The following is a 19,762-nucleotide window of genomic DNA, read 5'->3' on the forward strand; positions in this document are numbered from 1 at the left end:
GCTCAGGGGTAGGAATTCAATCGAACGCGTCAATCGGGTGCAATGGTGGCCGAGCGCGCGGCCACGAACGCATGGGCCGCTGCGTCATGCAGCGTGTGCCGGCCGCTGGCGATGCGCCGCTGCCCCGCCACCCACACGCTGTCGATGGCCGAGGTGCGGTGGCTGCCAAACACATGGGCCGACAGCATGCTGTGCGCAGGCAAATCGCGCAGCGCCAGGTGCTGCGAATCCAGCGCCACCAGGTCGGCCTGCTGGCCCACGGCGAGGCCACCAATGGCGCGGCCCGCGGCCTGCGCCCCGCCCTGCACGGCCTGCAAGGTCATGGCCGTGGCCACCTCGGGCTGCGCAGCGGTGGCCAGCACATTGCGCTGGCGCAGCGACAGGCGCTGGCCGTATTCGAGCATCAGCAATTCCTCTGCCGCATTCACGCAGGCATGGCTGTCCGAGCCCACGCCCCAGCGCCCGCCGTGCTGAAGCCACAGCGGCATGTCGAAGATGCCGTCGCCCAGGTTGGCCTCGGTGGTGGGGCAGATGCCCGCCACGGCGCCCGTGCGCGCTGCGTCCTGGTACTCCTGCGGGGTCATGTGCGTGGCGTGCACCAGACACCAGCGCTCGTCCACGGGGGCGTTCTCCAGCAGCCACTGCACCGGGCGCTGGCCGCTCCAGGCCACGCAGTCATCCACTTCCTGCGTCTGCTCGGCAATATGTATGTGAATGGGCGCCTGCGCATTGAGTGCCGTGAGGCCCTGTACCGCAACTTCCAGACTGCCGGGCGGCACCGCGCGCAGCGAGTGCGGCGCCAGTCCCAAAACGGCCGCTTGCGCTCTTGCAGCGGGTGCAAGGCGCTCGAGCAATGAGAGCATGTTGTCCGTGCTGCGAATGAAGCGGGCCTGGTCCGCACGCGGTGGCTTGGCACCAAAACCACTCGTCTGGTACAGCACCGGCAACAGCGTGATGCCGATGCCCGCATTCTGCGCCGCACGCAGCAGGGCCAGCGAGAGCGTGGCGTCATCGGCATAGGGCGTGCCGTCCTGGTCGTGGTGCACGTAGTGGAACTCGCACACGCTGGTGTAGCCCGCCTCCAGCATCTCCACGTACAGCCAGGTCGCAATAGCCTCCAGCGACTCGGGCGTAATGCGCGCCGCAAAGCGGTACATCAGGTTGCGCCAGCTCCAGAAGCTGTCCTGGCTTTCGCCCCGGTATTCGGTCAGGCCAACAAACGCGCGCTGGAAGGCGTGCGAGTGCAGATTGGGCATGCCGGGCAACACGGGGCCCGGGGCCATGGCGGCACCATTTGGCTGGGCGTTGGGCGCGACGGCAGTGATGCGCCCTGCCCCATCCCATGTGATCAGCACGTTGCGCGCCCAGCCCGTGGGCAGCAGTGCATCGGCGGCGAACAGTTGTTGCGTCATGGCATGACTCCGTGAATGCGCCCTTGCCGCACGATGGTGCAGGCAGGCTTTTGGCCCAGCCAGTAGGCCAGTTCGGCCGCCTCGCCCACCGGCCACAGCACAAAGTGGGCGGGCCTGCCGGATGCGATGAGGCCGTGGGTGTCTTGCAGGCCGAGCGCGCGTGCGGCGTGGGTGGTGATGCCCGCCAGCGCCTCGGGCACTGTCAGACGGAACAGCGTGCAGGCCATGTTGGCCATCAGCAGCAGGCTCAGCGCGGGCGAGGTACCCGGGTTGTGGTCGGTGGAGACAGCCATGGGCACACCCGCTGCGCGCAGTGCCGCGATGGGTGGCAGGTGCGTGTCGCGCAGCGTGTAGTAGGCGCCAGGCAGCAGCACGGCCACGGTGCCTGCGGCTTTCATCGCAGCGATGCCGTCGGCCGACAGGTGCTCGATGTGGTCACACGACAGCGCACCGTAGCGCGCAGCGAGTGCCGAGCCGCCCATGTCGGACAGTTGCTCCGCATGCAGCTTGACGGGGATGCCGAGCTTGCGCGCGGCCTGGAAGACCTGCTCGGTCTCGGCCAGCGTGAAGGCGATGCGTTCGCAGAACACATCCACGGCATCCACCAGGCCTTCGGCCGCAAGCGCAGGCAGCATCTCGTTGCAGACAAGGTCGGTGTAGTCCTGGCTGCGCCCGGCGTATTCGGGCGGCAGTGCATGCGCGCCGAGGAAGGTGGTGCGCACCGTGACGCCAAAGGCCTCGCCCAGGCGGCGGGCCACGCGCAGCTGCTTGCGTTCGTGCTCCAGCGCCAGTCCGTAGCCGGACTTGATCTCGATGGCACACACGCCCTCGTCCAGCAGCGCCTGCAGGCGCGGCGCGGCCAGGGCAAAGAGCTCGTCTTCGCTGGCCTCGCGCGTGGCGCGCACCGACGACACGATGCCCCCGCCCGCCTTGGCCACCTCTTCATACGTCGCACCCGCCAGCCGCATCGCGAACTCGTTGGCGCGCTGCCCACCGTACACCAGGTGGGTGTGGCAATCCACCAGACCGGGGGTGGTGACGGCGCCCCTGCTGTCAATGCGAGGCAAGGCCGCAAAGGCTGCTGGCACCTGGGCCTGCGGGCCCACCCACTGCACGGCGCCGCCCTGCACCACCACACACGCCAGCGTGCCCTCAGGCACCGGCACATCCGTCGCCCACAACGCGGCCACGGGCCGCAGGTTGGTCCACACGCCATCGGCACTGGGTGCGGAAGATGCTGGCGGGACAACGCCCTGCTTGTTGCTACCTGCTGCTGTGTTCATGGATTGAATTGCTATTGTTTATATAGCTACTAGCGCATATTCCACTAGCGCTTGCAGCCCATTTGATCCAAATTATGGTGCAGAGCCCCTGCGCAAGGCCACCCAGGCCAGCACGGGTGCATCGTCGGCAGACCCACCGCTTTCGGCGCGGCGCACAGGGGTGATCGACGGCGCTGCTTCGCCCCCTTCGTTCACCCACCACAGGCCCTGCCCCGCTGCCAGCATCCGCACTTGGTGGGTATCGCAGTCCTCGCATCGCCAGGTGCCCTGCAGCACCACGCACAGACCCGCGGCAGCCCCCTCAGCGGGCGGCGGCGCATCGCGCAGCACCTTCAGGTTCCCGGTCCACGCACCCCGGCGCAGCATCAGGTTGAAGTCGGTGGAAACACCGCCCGGCATGCGGCAGTCCACCGGCTCTTCGCCGGAGAACGCAAACGGCTCCCAGCGGTGCGTCAGCGCGTGCTGCCAATGTCCTTCTGCGCCTTGCAGATATACGCCATCGCCATCCAGCAACATGATTTGCCGATCCACCCCCACAAACGCCGAGAACGGCCCGGGGCTTGCAATGGTGGCAACGCTCACGCGCCATGCAAAGCTGTCCATGCCCGCGCCGGGCGGCCAGCACGCCAGCTCGCGTGTGCTGCCGCCGCCGTTCTTCCAGGGCACCGGGGGCGTGGAGGCCAAGTCCAGAAACTGCTTCACGCGCCTTCACCCTGCGGCACACCGTTCCCGCCCACCAGCAGCGGGAACAGCGGGTGGTCCATGGCTGCCCCAGCGGGTAGCTGGTCCGCCAGCCCCGGGAACTCGGGCGAGGTCTTCCACGGCCTTGGCGCGTGGCGCGTGTCGTCGCCCAGGAAGCGCACCGAGAACACGCGGCGCCGGTTGGGCCCCTCCACCCCGCCCGACGCATGCAGCGTGAGCATGTGAAAACACACCACGTCGCCCGGCTCGATCTCCCAGCCCACGATGGGAAAAGCGTCGCGATTGGCCTCGACGTTGGGCAGGTCCTGCAGGCTGCCCTCGGGGAACCACTTGGCCTGGTTGTCCATGAAGGTGCGCGGCATGAGCCAGGGGCCCTTGTGCGAACCAGCCACAAATTCGAGCGTGGCCGCGCGCGACACTGGATCGACCGGAATCCACATGCTCACGTTCTGCCTGCCTTCGATGTTGTAGTAAGGCTGGTCCTGGTGCCAGGGCGTCTTCTGGCGCGTGCCCGGCTCCTTCACCAGCACATGGTCGTGGTACAGCCGCACGGTGCGTGACTGCATCAGGCGCTGCGCGGCCAGGGCCAGCGGCGTGTCGCGCACAAAGCGGCCGAACTGCGGGATGTCCTGCCAGTTGCAGAAGTCCTCGAAGAAGCGGCCCGGGTCATCCGGCCTGCTGGCCACCTTGGCACGCGGGCTGGGCGCGGCCAGGTTGGCGTCGATGCCGTCGCGCAGCAGCGCTACCTCTTCGGGCGTGAGCAGCTGCTTGATGCAGATGGCGCCGTCGCGGTCAAACCGCGCGATGTCGTCGGCGGTCAGGCGCTCCTGCAAGCGCTGTTGAAAGTGCTGTTGTTGGCTCAGGTCACTGGCAGGTGAAACCGGGTGCATACGAGCTGTCTCCTTGTAGGCTATTGACCGTTGTCATGCATCACGCACACCCAGCCTCAGGCGCGCGTGAGCACCGCCTGCAGAAAGGAGCGCGTGCGCTCCTGCGTGGGGTTGGTGAAGATGGTGGCAGGCTGGCCGGACTCGATGATCCCGCCGCCGTCCATCACCACCACCACGTCGCCCACCTCGCGTGCAAAGTCCATTTCGTGCGTCACGACCATCATGGTCATGCCTTCGCTGGCCAGCAGCTTCATGACCTGCAGCACCTCGCCCACCAGCTCGGGGTCCAGCGCCGAGGTGGGCTCGTCGAACAGCATCACGCGCGGCTCCATGGCCAGTGCGCGGGCAATGGCCACACGCTGCTTTTGCCCGCCCGACAGGCTGGCAGGCATGGCCAAAGCCTTGTGCGCCAGGCCCACCTTGGTCAGCAGGGCCTGTGCGCGCTCCTCGGCCTCCTTGCGCGAGAGGCCGCGCAGCTTGCGCGGACCCAGCGTGACGTTGTCGAGCACCGAAAGGTGCGGAAACAGGTTGAACGACTGGAACACCATGCCCACTTCTTCGCGCAAAGCGTTCAGGTCATGGTCGGGCAGCATGCGGCCGTCCTGCACCAGTGTGCGGCCACAGATCTCGACCGTGCCGCCTTCGGGCTGCTCCAGTCCGTTGCAGCAGCGCAGAAAGGTGCTCTTGCCCGAGCCGCTGGGCCCGATGACCACCACCACTTGCGACGGCAGCACGTCAAAGTCGATGCCGTTCAGCACCACGTGGCTGCCAAACGACTTGCGCAGTCCGCGAATGCGCACGATGGGCTCGGCGGATGGGCTTGCTACGGTCATCACAGAATTTTTCTTCATTGCACCATTCCCCCGGCACGCAGGCGCAGCTCCATGCGGCGCAGCACCAACGAAGTGACACCCGTGAGGATGAAATACACCACCGCAATCGCCAGGTACACCTCCAGCGAGCGATACGACACACTGATGATCTTCTGCCCTTCGTGCATCAGGTCGTGGATGGTGAGCAGCGACACCAGCGCCGAGTTCTTGATCAGCGCGATGAACTCATTGCCCAGTGGCGGAATCATGCGCACCACGGCCTGTGGCAGCACCACGGTGCGCATGGCCAGGCCCGAGGACATGCCAATGGAACGCGCCGCCTCCATCTGTCCCTTGTCGATGGACTGGATGGCGCCGCGCACCACCTCGGACATATAGGCGCCCGAGTAGATGCCCAGGCCGATCACGCCGCACACAAAAGCGGGCAGCAGGATGCCGAACTGCGGCAGGCCAAAGAACAGGATGAACAGCTGCACCAGCAGCGGCGTGCCACGGATGGCGGCCACGTAGGCGGTGCACAGGGCGTAGACCACGCGGCGCTTGGGGTTCAGGCGGCCAATGCCCACCAGCAGGCCCATGACGCAGCCCAGCAGCAGCGAGGCAGCCGTGATTTCCACAGTGACCAGCGCACCCGCCAGCAACTGGGGGAGTCCGGCCCAGACAGGAGAAAAATCGAGTTCCATGGCTCAGTTCGGCAACGTGTGGCTGCGGTTTACTTGGCAGCGCTGTTGCTGAACCACTTCTTGACGATGGCCGCATAGGTGCCATCGGCCTTGAGCTTGGTGATGGCACCGTTGACGGCCTTCGTCAGCTCGGGCGTGTCCTTGCGCAGGGCCATGCCGTACTCTTCAGTGGTGAGCTGCTCGTCGAGCACGCGCAGGCCGGGACGAGTGCGCACATACTGGAACGCGGCGGGCTTGCCGGTCACGGCAGCGTCGGCGCGGCCGATGTCCACCAGGTTGAACATCTCCTGGTTCTTTTCGACCTCGACACGCTGCACCTTGGGGAATTTCTCGGTCAGGTACGCCACCGACTTGGTGCCCACCTGCACGCTGACCTTCTTGCCGTCCAGGTCGGCCAGCTTGTTGATGGCCTTGTTGTCGGCCTTCACCATCACCACCAGGCCGCCGGCGTAGTAGGAGTCGGTGAAGTCCACCACCTTCTTGCGCTCGTCGGTGATGTAGATGGCCGAGACCGCCATGTCAAAACGCTTCGAGATCAGGCCGGGAATCAGGCCCTTGAAGTCGATGTCCACCCACTCGACCTGCTTGCCCATGGTCTTGGCAATGGCCTCCACCAGCTCGATGTCGAAGCCCGTGCGTTTGCCGTTCTCGACAAACTCCATGGGCGGGAACGTGGCATCGGTGCCCACACGCAGGACGTTGTCCTGGGCCTGTACACCCGTGGTGCAGAGGGCTGCGGCGGCCAGGCTGGCCAGAAGAAGGTTGCGGCGAAGGTTCATGGGGAAAGCTCCTGAGGAGGGGTGAGGGAAAATCAGGGAGAAGTGAGCTGGCGAGAGATGCGCGCTGCGGCGACGACGGCCATGCCGGTGAGTGCGGTCTCCTGCCCCTGGGCCCGCAAGATCGGGGCCATCAGGGTGATGGCCCCGGCGGCCTGCCGGGGAGAACCGAACACGGGCACGCTGACGCCCCAGACACCGGCATCCACTTCGCCGGAGCTGACGGCGTAACCCGCCTTGGCAATGCCCTCCAGCTCGGTCAGCGCCGCCTGGCGCTCAGCCGTGTCTGCGCCGTAGTGCAGGTCCAGAATGGCATTGCGCGTGGCCGGGGCCACATGGGCAAGCAGGCACTTGGCGGAGGCACCCGCGCGAAGCGGCACGCTGCGCCCTTTTTCAAACGAGCAGCGCAGGGCCTGCGTGCTGTCCACCATGTCCAGGCACACCACGCTGTCATTCACGGCCACCACCAGCCCCACGCTCTCATGCGACTGCCGAGCCAGGGCCTGCATGTCCGGCCGCGCGTGGTGCACCAGATGCGACGCCATGTCAAAGCCCAGCGCCAGTTGCAGGCTCAGCGGCCCGGGCGCGTAGTGCCCGCTGCTCTCCAGCACAAAGCCCCACAGCTTGAGCCGCGCAAGCTGCCGATACAGCGTGCTGCGTGCCAGGCCCGTGGCCTCCACCAGCTCGGCAGCCGACATGGGCTGCCCGTGCTGCGCCAGCACCGCCAGCACGTGCAGAACACGGTCGGCGGCGGCAACGGAGGTGGGTCCACGGGTGGGCATGGACTCAGTATCAAAGGATTGCAGCGGCATTCAAACCCAACATTCCCAACGAATGGGAATGCAGTTCCCTTTTTTCACATTCCTGTCATTCCCTCCCTCGCCCCTTCACTTCACCATGGGCAGCTTCAGGCCCTGCTTCTTGGCCGTCTCCACCGCCAGCTCGTAGCCCGCGTCGGCATGGCGCATCACGCCGCTGCCGCAGTCGTTGACCAGCACATTGGCAAGGCGTTGGGCCGCGGCTTCAGTGCCGTCGGCCACGATGACCATGCCCGAGTGCTGCGAGTAGCCCATGCCCACGCCACCGCCGTGGTGCAGGCTGACCCAGGTGGCACCGCCCGAGGTGTTGAGCAGCGCATTGAGCAGCGGCCAGTCGCTCACGGCGTCGGTGCCGTCCTTCATGCCTTCGGTCTCGCGGTTGGGGCTGGCCACGCTGCCGGTGTCCAGGTGGTCGCGGCCGATGACGATGGGGGCCCTCAGCTCGCCGTTCTTCACCATCTCGTTGAAGGCCAGGCCCGCGATGTGGCGCTCGCCCAGGCCCAGCCAGCAGATGCGCGCGGGCAGACCCTGGAAGGCGATGCGCTCACCCGCCATGTCGAGCCAGCGGTGCACGTGCTTGTTCTCGGGGAACAGTTCCTTGATCTTGGCGTCGGTCTTGCGGATGTCTTCGGGGTCGCCCGACAGGGCCACCCAGCGGAACGGACCCTTGCCTTCGCAAAACAGCGGACGGATGTACGCAGGCACAAAGCCGGGGAAGTCGAAGGCGTCCTTCACGCCTTCGTCAAACGCCACCTGGCGAATGTTGTTGCCGTAGTCCACCACCGGGATGCCCATGTGCTGGAAGTCAAGCATGGCCTGCACATGCACGGCGCAGGACTTGGCAGCGGCCTTCTTCAGCACCTCGTGCTGTGTCACGTCCTGCTGCGCGGCGCGCCACTGGGCCACCGTCCAACCTGCGGGCAAGTAGCCGTTGACGAGGTCGTGGGCCGAGGTCTGGTCGGTGACCAAGTCGGGCTTGAGGCCACCGGCCTTGGCACGGCGCACCAGCTCGGGCAGGATTTCTGCGGCGTTGCCCAGCAGGGCAATCGACACGGCCTCCTTGGCCGCGGTGTGCTGCTGGATCAGCTCGAACGCGTGGTCAATGTCACGCGCCTGCTTGTCCACATAGCGCGTGCGCAGGCGGAAGTCGATGCTGCTTTGCTGGCATTCGATGTTGAGCGACACCGCGCCCGCAAAGGTAGCGGCCAGCGGCTGCGCGCCGCCCATGCCGCCCAGGCCAGCGGTCAAGATCCAGCGCCCTTCGAGCGAGCCGCCAAAGTGCTTGCGACCCGCCTCGGCAAAGGTCTCGTACGTGCCCTGCACGATGCCTTGCGTGCCAATGTAGATCCAGCTGCCGGCCGTCATCTGGCCGTACATGAACAGGCCCTTCTGGTCCAGCTCGCTGAAGTGTTCCCAGTTGGCCCACTTGGGCACCAGGTTGCTGTTGGCCAGCAGCACGCGGGGCGCGTTGGCATGGGTCTTGAACACGCCCACGGGCTTGCCGGACTGAATGAGCAGGGTCTCGTCGTCATTCAGGTCCTTGAGCGAGGCGAGGATCTGGTCAAAACATTCCCAGTTGCGCGCGGCACGGCCAATGCCGCCGTACACCACCAGGTCCTGCGGGCGCTCGGCCACCTCGGGGTCGAGGTTGTTCTGGATCATGCGGTAGGCGGCCTCGGTGAGCCAGCTCTTGCAAGTAAGCTGGCTGCCGCGCGGCGCGCGGATCACGCGGCTGGCGTCGTGGCGGGGGTCGGTGTTGGAGGCGGCGGCGATGATGGCGTCGTTGGCGTTCATGGTGGGCTCCTGTGAATCAAGGGGTATGCGTAGAGAAAATCAGGCGAAGCTGGGCAGGCACTGGGTGAGCGCTGCAGGCCAGGTGGACTGCTGGGCCCATGCGCGCATGGCTTCGATGTCGGGGGCGAGGTAACGGTCCTGCTCCAGGTAGGCCACGCGCTCGCGGATGGCGGCGAATTGCGCTTCGATCAGCGGAGAGGATTTCAGGGTGCGGTCGAACTCCATGCCCTGCGCAGCGGCCATGGCCTCGATGCCGACCATCACCGCCGCATTGCGCACCATGTCGCCCAGGCGCCGCGCGCCGTAGGTGGCCATGGAGACATGGTCCTCCTGGTTGGCCGATGTCGGCAGACTGGTCACGCTGCTGGGGTTGGCCAGGCACTGGTTCTCGGCCGCCAATGCGGCGGCGGTGACCTGGGCGATCATGAAGCCCGAGTTCACGCCGCTGTCGAGGATCAGGAAGGCGGGCAGGCCTGACAGGCCTGGGTCCAGCAGCAGCGACAGGCGACGTTCAGAAATCGCACCGATCTCGGCCACGGCCAACGCAATGATGTCGGCCACAAAGGCCACGGGCTCGGCGTGGAAGTTGCCGCCAGAGATCACGTCGCCGTTGTCGAACACCAGGGGGTTGTCGGAAGCCGCATTGGCCTCAATGGTCAGCACGCGCGCGGCGTGGTGCAGGTTGTCCAGGCACGCGCCCATCACCTGCGGCACGCAGCGGATGGAGTACGGGTCTTGCACGCGGCCGCAGTTCGGGTGCGAAGGGTCGATGGCGCTGCCGTCGAGCAGCGCACGCACGGCAGCGGCCACGGCGATCTGCCCGGCCTGGCCACGTGCCTCGTGAATGCGTGCATCAAAGGGTTTGACCGAACCCTTAATGGCTTCGAGCGACAGGCAGCCCGCGACCAGCGCGGCGGCAAAGACGCTCTCGGCGCCAAACAGCCCGGCCAGTGCAAGTGCGGTGGACACCTGCGTGCCGTTGAGCAGCGCGAGCCCTTCCTTGGGGCCCAGCACAAACGGCTGCAAACCGATGGAGCGCATGGCCTCTGCCCCCGGCACCACCTTGCCGTCCACCTTGGCCTGGCCTTCACCAATCAGCACACAAGCCATGTGCGCCAGCGGCGCCAGGTCGCCCGACGCGCCCACCGAGCCCTTGGCCGGAATCACCGGCAGCACGTTGGCGTTGGCCAGGGCCAGCAACGCATCCACCAGCTCGGGGCGCACGCCCGAGTGGCCGCGCGCCAAGCTCACGGCCTTGGTGGCCAGGATGAGGCGCACCACGTCGTCGGGCAGCGCATCGCCCGTGCCCACGCTGTGCGACAGCACCAGATTGCGCTGCAGCTCGGCCAGGCGCTCGTGCGCAATCTTGGTGCTGGCGAGCTTGCCAAAGCCGGTGTTGATGCCATAGACGACCTGGTCTTCATCAACGATGCGCTGCACCGTGGTCAGGGACTTCTGCAAACCCGCGCGGGCCGACGCATCGAGCACCAGTTGCACGGGGCCCGCGTGGATGCGGCGCAGCTCGGCCAGCGTGACGCGGCCGGGGTGCAGGGTGAGGGATGAGGCGTTGTGTGTCATGGCGTTGATCCTGTATATACAAGTAGGTACAAGCAAAAAATAAACAGCGTTAATTTGTTCTTCAAATCCTGTCAGCCAATCCCGCTACGGGTGAAACTGCCACGGCACCCGCGAGAGACGCCGAGCAAGGGCCGCCCCGCAGCGAGGGTGTCGTCCCCCTTGAGGGGGAAGGCGCGAAGCGACTCAGGGGGTGCTTCATATTCAACCGGCGACGGGATTGCCGTCGGCGCGGAAGCGGCTGCCCAGGCGGTAACGGGTGGCGGGGTGCAGGCAGCGCACCACGGTAATGGGCACGCCGCGCGACCAGGTGCGGCGGGTGAGCAGCAGGCAGGGCTCCTGCGGAGACATCTCCAGCAGCGCGGCCTGCTCGGCGGTGGGCATGACGGCATCGACCACATGCTCGATCTGGTCGAAGGGCACGTTGCGCACCAGGTATTCGGAGGGTTGCAGCAGTGTGAAGTCCTGCGCGACGAACTGGGGCACCTGGCGCGGGTTCACGTGGCGGTCTTCCAGTTGTACGGGCAGGCCATCTTCACGGTGGATGCACAGCGAGTGGAACACCGACTCGCCCGTGCGCAGGTCCAGCGCGGCGGCCACTTCGAGCGTGGCGGAGGTGCGTTCCACCGTGAGCACGTCACAGCGGTAGTCGTGCCCGCGCTGGCGGATTTCGCTGGCCAAATTGGCAATCTGCAACAACGTGGACTGGGGCTTGTCCTCGGCCACAAAACTGCCCACGCCCGCCACACGCACGATGCGGCCCTGCTCCACCAGCTCGCGCAGCGCGCGGTTCACGGTCATGCGCGAGATGCCGAACTGGGTGACCAGCTCGTTCTCGGATGGCAGGCGGTCGCCCGCGCGCCAGATGCCTTCCTGGATCTTGCGCGAGATGTGGTCCTTGACCTGCTCGTACAGCGCCATGGCTTGCGCGGGTGCAGCCACGGCGACCACCGCCTTGGCGGGCGTGGCGCTGCGCGGGGCAGTGGCTGCAGTGCGGCGGGAAGGACGGGCGCTCATGTGTGGATGCGGGGCTGGTGCAGGTTCAGATCAGTGCAGGTCCGCCGCCATGGATTCAGCGCGGATCTCTTCGGTGAGGCGCGCCTTGAGGTCCATGAACTCGGGGCTCGTTTTGATCGTGTAGTGGCGCGGGTGCGGCAGGTCCACCGCCAGCTCGGTCTTGATGCGGCCGGGCCGGGCGCTGAACACGGCCACGCGGTTGGCCATGAAAATGGCTTCGTCGATGTCGTGGGTGACAAACAGCACCGTCTTGCGCTCGGCCTCCCAGATGCCCAGCAGTAGCTCTTGCATGAGCACGCGAGTCTGGTTGTCCAGCGCGCCGAAGGGCTCGTCCATCAGCAGGATCTTGGGGTCGTTGGCCAGCGCGCGCGCAATGGCGGTGCGCTGCTGCATGCCGCCCGACAGCTGCTTGGGAAAGTGCTGCTCAAAGCCGCGCAGGCCGACCTTGGCGATGAAGTACGCGGCGCGCTCTTTCTGCTGCGCCTCGGGCATGCCGCGTTCGCGCAGGCCAAAGCGGATGTTCTGCTCGATGGTGAGCCAGGGGAACAGCGTGTAGCTCTGGAACACCATGCCGCGGTCGGCGCCGGGGCCTTCGACGGGCACCCCATCCAGCAGCACGCGGCCGCTGGTGGCATGGTCCAGCCCCGCCACGATGCGCAGCAACGTGGACTTGCCACAGCCCGAGGGGCCCAGGATGGTCACGAAGTCGTTGTCCTTCACCTCGAAATCGACCGGCTGCAGCGCCTGCGTGCGCTGGCCTTTGGCAGTCTCGAAGACACGCGAGACGGCTTGGATGGATACGCTGCTCATCGCACAAAACTCCAGGCAAACAGACGGTGGTTGAGCGCCTTGAAGGCGAAGTCGGACACCAGCCCGATGAGGCCGATGATGATGATGCCGAAGATGATCTGCCCGGTGTTGAGCAGCGACTGGCTGTCGGTGATCATGTGGCCGATGCCGCTGGACGAGCCGATCAGCTCGGCCACGATCACATAGGTCCACGCCCAGCCCAATACCAGGCGCAGGGTCTCGGCGATCTCAGGCGCCGCGCCAGGGATGAGCACGCGCGTGACGATGCCCTTGTGGCCCGCGCCCAGGGTGTAGGCAGCCTCGACCAGATCGCGCCGCGCGCCGCCCACGGTGACGGCGACCATCAGCGTGATCTGGAAGACCGAGCCGATGAAGATGACAAGGATCTTCTGCGCCTCGCCGATACCGGCCCACAGGATCAAGAGCGGGATGAAGGCAGACGCAGGCAGGTAGCGGCAAAACGACACGAAGGGCTCAAAGAACGCCTCGATGCCCTTGTACGCGCCCATCGCAATGCCCAGCGGCACGGCAATGATGGCGGCCAGGATGAAGCCACCGACCACACGCCAGATGGTCATGCCGATGTCTTTGATGAAGCCGTACTCGGTGAACAACAGCCAGCCTTCCTTCACCATGGTGACGGGGCTGGCCAGGAAGGTGGGCGACACGAAGCCGCCCAATGTGAAGAACGCCCACACCGCCACGAACACGACGAAGAAGGCCAGCCCGAGCATCCACCGGGCGCTGCTGCTCACAGGCTCCAGCGGGGCCAGCGAGCGCCGGCGCGCGGGGGCATGTGGTCCGGCTTTTTGCTCGGGTTTTGGCTCGGTAACGGACAGGGGTTGCACGGCGGACATGGAGCGCTCTTCTTCCGTCTATTTACTTGATGAAGCTCGCGTCGAAGGTGACGGCCAGGTCTTCAGGCGCCTTGCGGATGATGCCGGCCTCCAGCAGGATGGCCGTGGCGTCCTTCATGAACGCGGTCAGCTCGCCCGCAAAGAACTTCTGGTTGGCGGCCTTGTCCTGCCAGCGCAGGAAGGACGACGACTTGGCGAACTGCTCGCCCGTCTGCTTGACCGCAGCGCCCATGATCTCGTTGGACTTGGTCGGGTCGGCCTTGATCATGTCCAGCGCCTGGAAGTACGAATTGGCCAGTGCCTGTGCGGCCTTGCCGTTGGCCTTGAGCCAGGCGGGGTCGCAGCCCACGGTGTCCATCACCATGGGGTAATCGAGCGTGGTGGCCAAAATTTTGCCGGCAGCAGGGTTGTCGCGCACGGTGGACAGATAGGGCTCGTAAGTCATGGCGGCATCGTTCTGGCCCGCCACAAAGGCCTGCGCGGCCGCCTGGGGCGACAGCGTGGTGGTCTTCACGTCCTTGAGGCTCATGCCGTTCTTGCTCAGCATCCAGGCCAGGCCGAAGTACGGGGCGGTGCCGGGCGCATCCACGCCGATGGTCTTGCCCTTGAGGTCGGCAAAGCCCTTGATGTCGCCGCGCACCGCAATGCCGTCGGCGCCGTAGGACTTGTCCATCTGGAAGATCTGCACGATGGGCACGCCGTTGGCGTTCCAGGCCACATGCGTCTCGACCGTGGTGGCGGCGCACTGGATGGACTTGGAAGCCAAGGCCAGGTGGCGGTCCTTCTGCGGAATCATCTTGATCTCCACATCCAGGCCGTTCTTCTTGAAGATGCCAGCCTTGTCGGCCAGCGTGAGCGGTGCAAAACCTGTCCAGCCGGACATGCCCAGCACAATCTTGGTGTCCTGCGCCTGGGCCGGTGCGGCCAGGGCCATCATGCATGCTGCTGCCGCTGCCAGCGACGTCCATTTCACAACCGATCGAGTCATCATCTGCTCCTGTTTGAAGAAAGTACCTTGGCCCTGCCCACCGGAACGCACCTGCGTACCGGAAGCCATGATGACAGTTTCAGCATACCTGTATATACAGGGTAAACACTGAAAAATCCGACTCATGCGAGGGGGTGTCGATCTTCAGCAAGAACGGGGCCAGGGAGGATTGCGTCTTCGCTGGTGGTCCAGGGCACCAGAAAAAACTCCTGATTTGATAGCTATCAGATCAATAAACACCTGCGCTACAGCGCAAAAAAGCCATCAATTTGCGTTGAGAAGCCGGACATGGCCGCTGGCAGGTCCACTTCCCCATTGCACCAGGCCTGTGCGCTGGCCTGGCCGCATCGGTGCGACGCCACCTGCCAGCGCAGAGGCCAACCTGTCTATGCCGCCGGCTCGCGACCTATTCCACCACCGGCAAACGCACGGTGACCGACAGGCCGGGCTCTGCATTGCGCATGTGCAATTGCCCGTCGTGCGCCTGCGCCACCAGCCGGCACAGGTACAAACCCAGTCCGACGCCACCGGTGGCACGCTGGCGTGCGGTGTCCGGGCGGTAGAACGCCTGGGCCAGGTGTGGCAGGTGCTCGGGGGGCACACCGCGCCCATGATCACGCACCTCCAATTCCAGCACCCTCCCCTCATCCGCCAGCCGCAAATGCAGCTCAGGGGGGAAGGCACCCGACTCACTGTGGCGCAGGCTGTTGTCCAGCAGGTTGCGCAGCAAAAGCCGCAGGCGGGACCGGTCCAGCCGCACCGAGGGCAAGTCCGGCGCCACGTGCAAGGCAATATCAGCGGCCCCGGCATGGCGGGAGCACAGGTCGGCCACCACTTCGCGCGCCAGCTCGGTGACATCGGTGGGCTCGCGGTGCAGCGCCGCATGGCGGCCCGCCAAGCGTTCGCTTTCTAGCAGGTCGGTGATGAGGCCCGCCATTTCACCCAGGTCGCGCATGAGCGCCAGGCGCTGCGGTTGCACATCGGTCGTTTCGGGCAGCAGCTCCGTGTTCAGGCGGGCCCGCGTGAGCGGGCTGCGCAGCTCATGGCTCATCGCCAACAACAGTGCACGCTTGGCCTCCAACATCTGGTGGATGTCATCCCCCATGGTGTTGATGGTCTCGGCCAGCTGGCCCAGCTCGTCCGGCCGGTGGGCATGCCGCACCGGTATGGGCTGGGCAAAGTTGCCGTTGCCAAAGCGCTGCGCGCCCTGGCGGATGTCGTCCAGCGGACGCAACAGATGCCGCACATATATATAGGCCAGCGCCGTGAGCAGCAGCAGCACGGTCAGCGTGCCCCACGCAATGCGCGGGCGCTTGTCCCAGGACAGCGCGTTCAGGCCGAACTCGATATGGTGCCCATCTGCCGTCGTGCGGCGCAGCAGGCTGTGCCCGTTCTCGTCCCCGGTCCAGCGGTCTTCCTGGCGGACCTTGTCGCTCACCCAGTCGGGGTTCTGCTGGTCGGGGTGCGATGCCCAGTGGATCTGCGGACCGTCGATGCGCAAGGTCAGTGGCAGGCGATTGGCAATCGCCTGCGCGCGCTCAATGCTCGGCGGGCTGCCAATTTCGGCCGCAAGGCGGTCCACATAGTCCATCAGCAGCGGCCGCGCAGCCTCGCGCCAGCCTACGGACACGGCCTTTTGCACCCCGCCCATGAACGTGACCGCCACAGTCACGGCCAGTGCCATGAACACCAGCACCAGCCGAATGCGCAGCGAATGCCCTACCGCGTGGCGCGCCCGGCGGTGCCAGGGGCAGTTCGGGTCGTGAATGGGAGAACAAATCTGCTTCATGGGGCAGCGCGGCGCAAAGCCAGGGAGTAGCCCACGTTGCGCAATGTCTTGATGCAGTCCAGCGGCTCCAGCTTCTTGCGCAACCGGCTCACTACGATGTCCACCGCGCGGGTGTACAGCTCGGCCTCATGACCACGCAGCTGGCTCAGGATGTCGTCGCGGCTGAAGACCTTGCCGGGCTCGCGCGCCAACAGGTGCAAGAGGTCGAACTCCGTGCCGGTCAGCTCCACCACCACACCATGGCGCTGCACACTGCGGCGCGCTGCGTCGATGGACAGGCCCTCGAACTCCAGCGCGCCCACGGCAACGCCCTGCCCCGGCGCCCTGCGCCGGCGCAACACCGTCTGCAGGCGCGCCACCAGTTCACGTGGCTCGAAGGGCTTGGGCAGATAGTCGTCAGCCCCCAGCTCCAGCCCCACCACCCGGTCCATCACCTCGCCGCGCGCGGTCAGCATCACGATGGGCAGGTCGCCCTGCTTGCGGATGGTGCGGCACAGCTCAAACCCGTCCATTTCGGGCAGCATCACGTCGAGAATGGCAGCGTCAAACCCGCCCGCCGTCAGCTGTGCCAAGCCATCGCTGGGCCGAAGTGCATGAACGAGTTCCAGTTCAAAACGCTGGAAGTAAGTCGCCAGGGGAGCGCCCAACTGCGCGTCGTCGTCAATCAACAATATGCGGTGCATGAGCAATTCTCACACCGTCAGGCGCGCTCCCCAAGGGCGGTATCGACAGAAGCGCCAGCCGCACACAATGCGCGGTGTCGCACGATGAGTCGCCGCAAACGGCCCTGCGCACCGGCATGGAGCGCATCAAAATGGTCGGCAGCCGCTAGCAAGGCAGGCAGCGTGTGGGCCGCCACCGAGGGCTGGCGGGCGACCAGGCCCATCGCATGCTCGCGGTCAAAGCGCGGCCCCCAGACCAGCGACATCAGCTCATCGTGAGGCTCTGGCATGCCCGACAGCAGCGCGGGCCCGTGCACACGAACGCCCTGGGCGAGGCGGTGGATAGGTTCCAGCGTGGGTGACATGCAATGCTCCCCGCCCATCACCCGCGGGCCATCCAGCCCTTGCGACGCTGCATCTGCTCGCGCACTTTTTGCTGCTGGTCAGGGTTCAGGCTGTCATAGAAGTCGGCCATCGCATTGACCACCGCGGGACTGTGGGCCTGCACCGCACGCGTCTTGTCTTCGAGCAGGGACTGCGCCCGCACCCGATCAAACTTGTCGCCCGCCACAATGGCCTGCACCTCGGCTCGAGGGTCTGCCGTCTTGCCGACGAACGCTGCGCGCTGGGCTTCCAGTTGATCGGCCAAGGCATTGAGCTTGGTCTTTTGTGCCTCGTTCAGATCCAGCTTGCTGCTCACCCGGTCCACCATCTTGCCGCGCACTTCCGCCATCTTTTCCGCAGTCATCGGGCCGCGCTGGTGGTGCCCGCTGGAGCAGGCCGTCAGCCCACCCACCGCGATGGACGCACCAAAAATGCCCATCAGCGTTTTCTTGATCCAGGGTTTCATGATGCTGTCCTTTCAAAGACGGTATGGAACATGACCCTGATGGTGCGCGCAGCGGCTTGGAACGTGGTCTCGAGCCAGTTTCGGTTTATTTCATTTTGTTTCTTCGGCGGTGTTGGCGAAGCACGTTGACAGGTGTTTGACTGCGCGGACGGCAGCGTGTTAGCCGATTTTGTCAGGGGTCTACAACGCGACGCCGGGGACATACAGCCACTGCGGATTGCCGTTGAGGGACATGGTCCAAAAACGTTCCGTATCAGAAGCCAGGAGATGCATCGAATCGTTCGGTAAGGGCGAACGGAAGCAACTATCCTTGCGCGGCAGTACAAAATCAGTGGGAAAAGAAAAACCCCCAACCGTTACCGGTTGGGGGTTTATGTGGGCTGGCGTCAATTGAATGAAAGCTTTAAACCCGCATGAGATCTGGATTTCGCTTTTTTATTTTTTGAATTGTTCCCCCGTTTGTTCCCCCACCGTGTTCACCATAAGCTGCCGCGTGAAAAACTGTGGATGGAGACAAGCCCATGACCGATCAATTTGGGCAACCCAAGATGCCATCACCACATCGTCAGCGAGCTCCACAGTGCTCCATCGGCTACAGACCATCCGCACGCTGCGCTATCCAGTTTCGTACTGCCTTGGCTGACCATGAGGTCGCACGCTGCCCGATCTTGATAGAACCCGGAAACTGCCCTCGCGCCATTTGGTCGTAAAGGGCCGAGCGGCACATCCCCGTCAAGCGCAGCACCTCTGGCAAACGCAACAGGCGGTCTTCGTCGCTTCTATTTTCCAAAGACAGCCTTCGTATCGGCTCACTACTCTCCAGCAACGACAACGCCTGCCTCATCAACTGGGCAGCACGGTCGGTGATTTCTCTATCGACAGCCTCCTGTTGGTTCCCGCGCTCCTTGCGAGTCTGTGCGGCTGGTCTCATATGACTCCTTTTCCGATCCTGCGACACCTGTCGCCGATTCCGCAGAGTGCCAGGGACACCCGACCCATTCCATCCATGCAAGCGCAGCCCAGCGCACCAGGGCAAAGACTCCTACGGCTGTTCATCCGGTGGGATTTCTCCGTGATTCCGAAGCGGGGTAACTCCAACACCAACACCCATTCGGACGCACAAACTATGGAGACACTACATCCAAGCGCGCTCGCCCCCCCTCTTCTATCGCTTACGGCGGCATCCCACCGAGTGTTCGGGCCGCCTGCTCTAGCCCGCCCAGGATGGCGTCAAGAACACGTAGCGAGAAGTCCTGTGGCAATTCGGCTTGTACTTCGGCAACGGCCGCTGGAGTCAGGGCAACCATTTCTTCGATGATCGACTCAGCTGACGAGGCATGGTGGGTCACTTCTGCGCAGAAATCAATTACCAGACCCGGGGCAGTTCAGTTGGCGTGACCGAAGCCGGCAACAGCCCCGCTGGGTCAATTGGCATGAGCAGGGGATTGCGCCGCCTGCCTGTCAGAGCTGTTTACTCAAGGTTTCCATGGGGCGCTTGAAACCCGCTTCATCGCAAGATTTCGCCAACTCTGACAGACGCGTCCAGTCTCTTTCAAGTCCTATCTTCATGAAGCCCGAAATCGTGCTCGCCCGAACAACGAGCATTTGCTGCGCCTCGGTTGCAATTTCATGCAAGCCGGACCACTTGGACAATTCAGCCCAGTATCCCGACTCGCAGAGTGCGAGCATTCGACGCTGAAGGGCGATCACATCGTCTTGCTTCCCCTGCTTACGAGCTTCGGTTTGCTTATAGCGAGCTTCGGCGCGAGATACAAGCCACGTGGAATCAGGCGTCGGCTCTTGACTCGCATCGCGTGCGCGATCCCAACATGCATCTTTCTTGGCCCACTCACCCGCGTTCGTGGCTCCCACCGGCAGCGTGAGAATCACGGTCTGTGTTGGTGCCACTCCAAAACTGACCAGCTAACCCATAAAGGGGGGTGCGGATAAAAACTTGGACTGGTTTTATGCCGCAAGTCCAAGGCTCACCCGGTATTCGATAGGGCTGAGGGAGCCAAGAGAG

The 19,762-nt window shown here is 65.0% G+C and carries 20 protein-coding genes; all 20 read right to left on the reverse strand.

All coding sequences use genetic code 11. The features are described from left to right. Window positions 1-29: 29 nt before the first annotated feature. A complete protein-coding gene (locus tag IB236_RS22855) occupies window positions 30-1,412 on the reverse strand; it encodes a formimidoylglutamate deiminase (protein ID WP_192422322.1) in 1,383 nt (460 codons plus the stop codon). Next, entirely contained in the window at window positions 1,409-2,695 is a 1,287-nt protein-coding gene (gene hutI, locus IB236_RS22860) for an imidazolonepropionase (protein WP_146871956.1), read from the reverse strand. The genes IB236_RS22855 and hutI overlap by 4 nt, the downstream gene beginning before the upstream one ends. Window positions 2,696-2,767: 72 nt before the next feature. Next, the gene (locus IB236_RS22865; protein WP_192422323.1) at window positions 2,768-3,397 is read right to left on the reverse strand and encodes a HutD family protein; all 630 of its coding nucleotides are present in this window, start codon (window positions 3,395-3,397) and stop codon (window positions 2,768-2,770) included. Then, on the reverse strand, window positions 3,394-4,287 hold the full coding sequence (locus tag IB236_RS22870) for a phytanoyl-CoA dioxygenase family protein (protein WP_146871954.1): 894 nt from the start codon (window positions 4,285-4,287) through the stop codon (window positions 3,394-3,396). The genes IB236_RS22865 and IB236_RS22870 overlap by 4 nt, the downstream gene beginning before the upstream one ends. 56 nt (window positions 4,288-4,343) lie before the next feature. After that, on the reverse strand, window positions 4,344-5,138 hold the full coding sequence (locus IB236_RS22875) for an amino acid ABC transporter ATP-binding protein (protein WP_304503426.1): 795 nt from the start codon (window positions 5,136-5,138) through the stop codon (window positions 4,344-4,346). Further along, window positions 5,135-5,803: an amino acid ABC transporter permease gene (locus tag IB236_RS22880; protein WP_146871952.1), complete on the reverse strand. Its 669-nt coding sequence runs from the start codon at window positions 5,801-5,803 to the stop codon at window positions 5,135-5,137. The genes IB236_RS22875 and IB236_RS22880 overlap by 4 nt, the downstream gene beginning before the upstream one ends. 29 nt (window positions 5,804-5,832) lie before the next feature. Then, a complete protein-coding gene (locus tag IB236_RS22885; RefSeq protein WP_146871951.1) occupies window positions 5,833-6,582 on the reverse strand; it encodes a glutamine ABC transporter substrate-binding protein in 750 nt (249 codons plus the stop codon). 32 nt (window positions 6,583-6,614) lie between these two features. Then, window positions 6,615-7,361 (reverse strand): IclR family transcriptional regulator, encoded by a 747-nt coding sequence (locus IB236_RS22890; protein WP_085943596.1) that lies wholly within the window; start codon window positions 7,359-7,361, stop codon window positions 6,615-6,617. Window positions 7,362-7,466: 105 nt separating this feature from the next. Next, window positions 7,467-9,191 (reverse strand): urocanate hydratase, encoded by a 1,725-nt coding sequence (hutU, locus tag IB236_RS22895; protein ID WP_192422324.1) that lies wholly within the window; start codon window positions 9,189-9,191, stop codon window positions 7,467-7,469. A gap of 39 nt (window positions 9,192-9,230) precedes the next feature. After that, on the reverse strand, window positions 9,231-10,769 hold the full coding sequence (gene hutH / locus IB236_RS22900; protein ID WP_121942736.1) for a histidine ammonia-lyase: 1,539 nt from the start codon (window positions 10,767-10,769) through the stop codon (window positions 9,231-9,233). A gap of 201 nt (window positions 10,770-10,970) precedes the next feature. Next, window positions 10,971-11,783, reverse strand: a complete 813-nt coding sequence (gene hutC, locus IB236_RS22905) for a histidine utilization repressor (RefSeq protein WP_108497401.1) — start codon at window positions 11,781-11,783, stop codon at window positions 10,971-10,973. Between the two features lie 30 nt (window positions 11,784-11,813). After that, window positions 11,814-12,593 (reverse strand): ABC transporter ATP-binding protein, encoded by a 780-nt coding sequence (locus tag IB236_RS22910; RefSeq protein ID WP_056063613.1) that lies wholly within the window; start codon window positions 12,591-12,593, stop codon window positions 11,814-11,816. Next, the gene (locus IB236_RS22915) at window positions 12,590-13,450 is read right to left on the reverse strand and encodes an ABC transporter permease (protein WP_146871949.1); all 861 of its coding nucleotides are present in this window, start codon (window positions 13,448-13,450) and stop codon (window positions 12,590-12,592) included. Before IB236_RS22915 ends, IB236_RS22910 begins: the two co-directional genes overlap by 4 nt. Before the next feature lie 22 nt (window positions 13,451-13,472). Then, complete coding sequence (locus tag IB236_RS22920; protein ID WP_056065066.1) at window positions 13,473-14,438, reverse strand: ABC transporter substrate-binding protein; 966 nt, start codon at window positions 14,436-14,438, stop codon at window positions 13,473-13,475. A gap of 406 nt (window positions 14,439-14,844) precedes the next feature. Beyond that, window positions 14,845-16,227 (reverse strand): cell wall metabolism sensor histidine kinase WalK, encoded by a 1,383-nt coding sequence (locus IB236_RS22925; protein WP_192422325.1) that lies wholly within the window; start codon window positions 16,225-16,227, stop codon window positions 14,845-14,847. Beyond that, complete coding sequence (locus IB236_RS22930) at window positions 16,224-16,910, reverse strand: response regulator transcription factor (RefSeq protein WP_192422326.1); 687 nt, start codon at window positions 16,908-16,910, stop codon at window positions 16,224-16,226. Before IB236_RS22930 ends, IB236_RS22925 begins: the two co-directional genes overlap by 4 nt. 17 nt (window positions 16,911-16,927) lie before the next feature. Further along, window positions 16,928-17,254 carry a hypothetical protein gene (locus IB236_RS22935; RefSeq protein WP_056065068.1) on the reverse strand — a complete coding sequence of 109 codons (327 nt, stop codon included), beginning with the start codon at window positions 17,252-17,254 and terminating at the stop codon, window positions 16,928-16,930. Window positions 17,255-17,271: 17 nt separating this feature from the next. Further along, window positions 17,272-17,739 (reverse strand): Spy/CpxP family protein refolding chaperone, encoded by a 468-nt coding sequence (locus tag IB236_RS22940; protein ID WP_192422327.1) that lies wholly within the window; start codon window positions 17,737-17,739, stop codon window positions 17,272-17,274. Window positions 17,740-18,331: 592 nt separating this feature from the next. Beyond that, window positions 18,332-18,670, reverse strand: a complete 339-nt coding sequence (locus tag IB236_RS24645) for a helix-turn-helix transcriptional regulator (protein ID WP_370539944.1) — start codon at window positions 18,668-18,670, stop codon at window positions 18,332-18,334. Between the two features lie 530 nt (window positions 18,671-19,200). Beyond that, complete coding sequence (locus IB236_RS22950; RefSeq protein WP_192422328.1) at window positions 19,201-19,629, reverse strand: hypothetical protein; 429 nt, start codon at window positions 19,627-19,629, stop codon at window positions 19,201-19,203. Window positions 19,630-19,762: the final 133 nt, after the last annotated feature.

Source organism: Acidovorax sp. ACV02 (genome assembly GCF_014851475.1).
Lineage (GTDB): Bacteria > Pseudomonadota > Gammaproteobacteria > Burkholderiales > Burkholderiaceae_C > Acidovorax > Acidovorax delafieldii.

Bases quoted from the DNA above. Each gene is read 5' to 3' on its own strand.
- IB236_RS22855 (WP_192422322.1), bottom strand. From the start codon at position 1,412: ATGACGCAACAACTGTTCGCCGCCGATGCACTGCTGCCCACGGGCTGG.
- hutI (WP_146871956.1), bottom strand. From the start codon at position 2,695: ATGAACACAGCAGCAGGTAGCAACAAGCAGGGCGTTGTCCCGCCAGCA.
- IB236_RS22870 (WP_146871954.1), bottom strand. From the start codon at position 4,287: ATGCACCCGGTTTCACCTGCCAGTGACCTGAGCCAACAACAGCACTTT.
- IB236_RS22875 (WP_304503426.1), bottom strand. From the start codon at position 5,138: ATGAAGAAAAATTCTGTGATGACCGTAGCAAGCCCATCCGCCGAGCCC.
- IB236_RS22880 (WP_146871952.1), bottom strand. From the start codon at position 5,803: ATGGAACTCGATTTTTCTCCTGTCTGGGCCGGACTCCCCCAGTTGCTG.
- IB236_RS22885 (WP_146871951.1), bottom strand. From the start codon at position 6,582: ATGAACCTTCGCCGCAACCTTCTTCTGGCCAGCCTGGCCGCCGCAGCC.
- IB236_RS22890 (WP_085943596.1), bottom strand. From the start codon at position 7,361: ATGCCCACCCGTGGACCCACCTCCGTTGCCGCCGCCGACCGTGTTCTG.
- hutU (WP_192422324.1), bottom strand. From the start codon at position 9,191: ATGAACGCCAACGACGCCATCATCGCCGCCGCCTCCAACACCGACCCC.
- hutH (WP_121942736.1), bottom strand. From the start codon at position 10,769: ATGACACACAACGCCTCATCCCTCACCCTGCACCCCGGCCGCGTCACG.
- hutC (WP_108497401.1), bottom strand. From the start codon at position 11,783: ATGAGCGCCCGTCCTTCCCGCCGCACTGCAGCCACTGCCCCGCGCAGC.
- IB236_RS22910 (WP_056063613.1), bottom strand. From the start codon at position 12,593: ATGAGCAGCGTATCCATCCAAGCCGTCTCGCGTGTCTTCGAGACTGCC.
- IB236_RS22915 (WP_146871949.1), bottom strand. From the start codon at position 13,450: ATGTCCGCCGTGCAACCCCTGTCCGTTACCGAGCCAAAACCCGAGCAA.
- IB236_RS22920 (WP_056065066.1), bottom strand. From the start codon at position 14,438: ATGACTCGATCGGTTGTGAAATGGACGTCGCTGGCAGCGGCAGCAGCA.
- IB236_RS22925 (WP_192422325.1), bottom strand. From the start codon at position 16,227: ATGAAGCAGATTTGTTCTCCCATTCACGACCCGAACTGCCCCTGGCAC.
- IB236_RS22930 (WP_192422326.1), bottom strand. From the start codon at position 16,910: ATGCACCGCATATTGTTGATTGACGACGACGCGCAGTTGGGCGCTCCC.
- IB236_RS22935 (WP_056065068.1), bottom strand. From the start codon at position 17,254: ATGTCACCCACGCTGGAACCTATCCACCGCCTCGCCCAGGGCGTTCGT.
- IB236_RS22940 (WP_192422327.1), bottom strand. From the start codon at position 17,739: ATGAAACCCTGGATCAAGAAAACGCTGATGGGCATTTTTGGTGCGTCC.
- IB236_RS24645 (WP_370539944.1), bottom strand. From the start codon at position 18,670: ATGAGACCAGCCGCACAGACTCGCAAGGAGCGCGGGAACCAACAGGAG.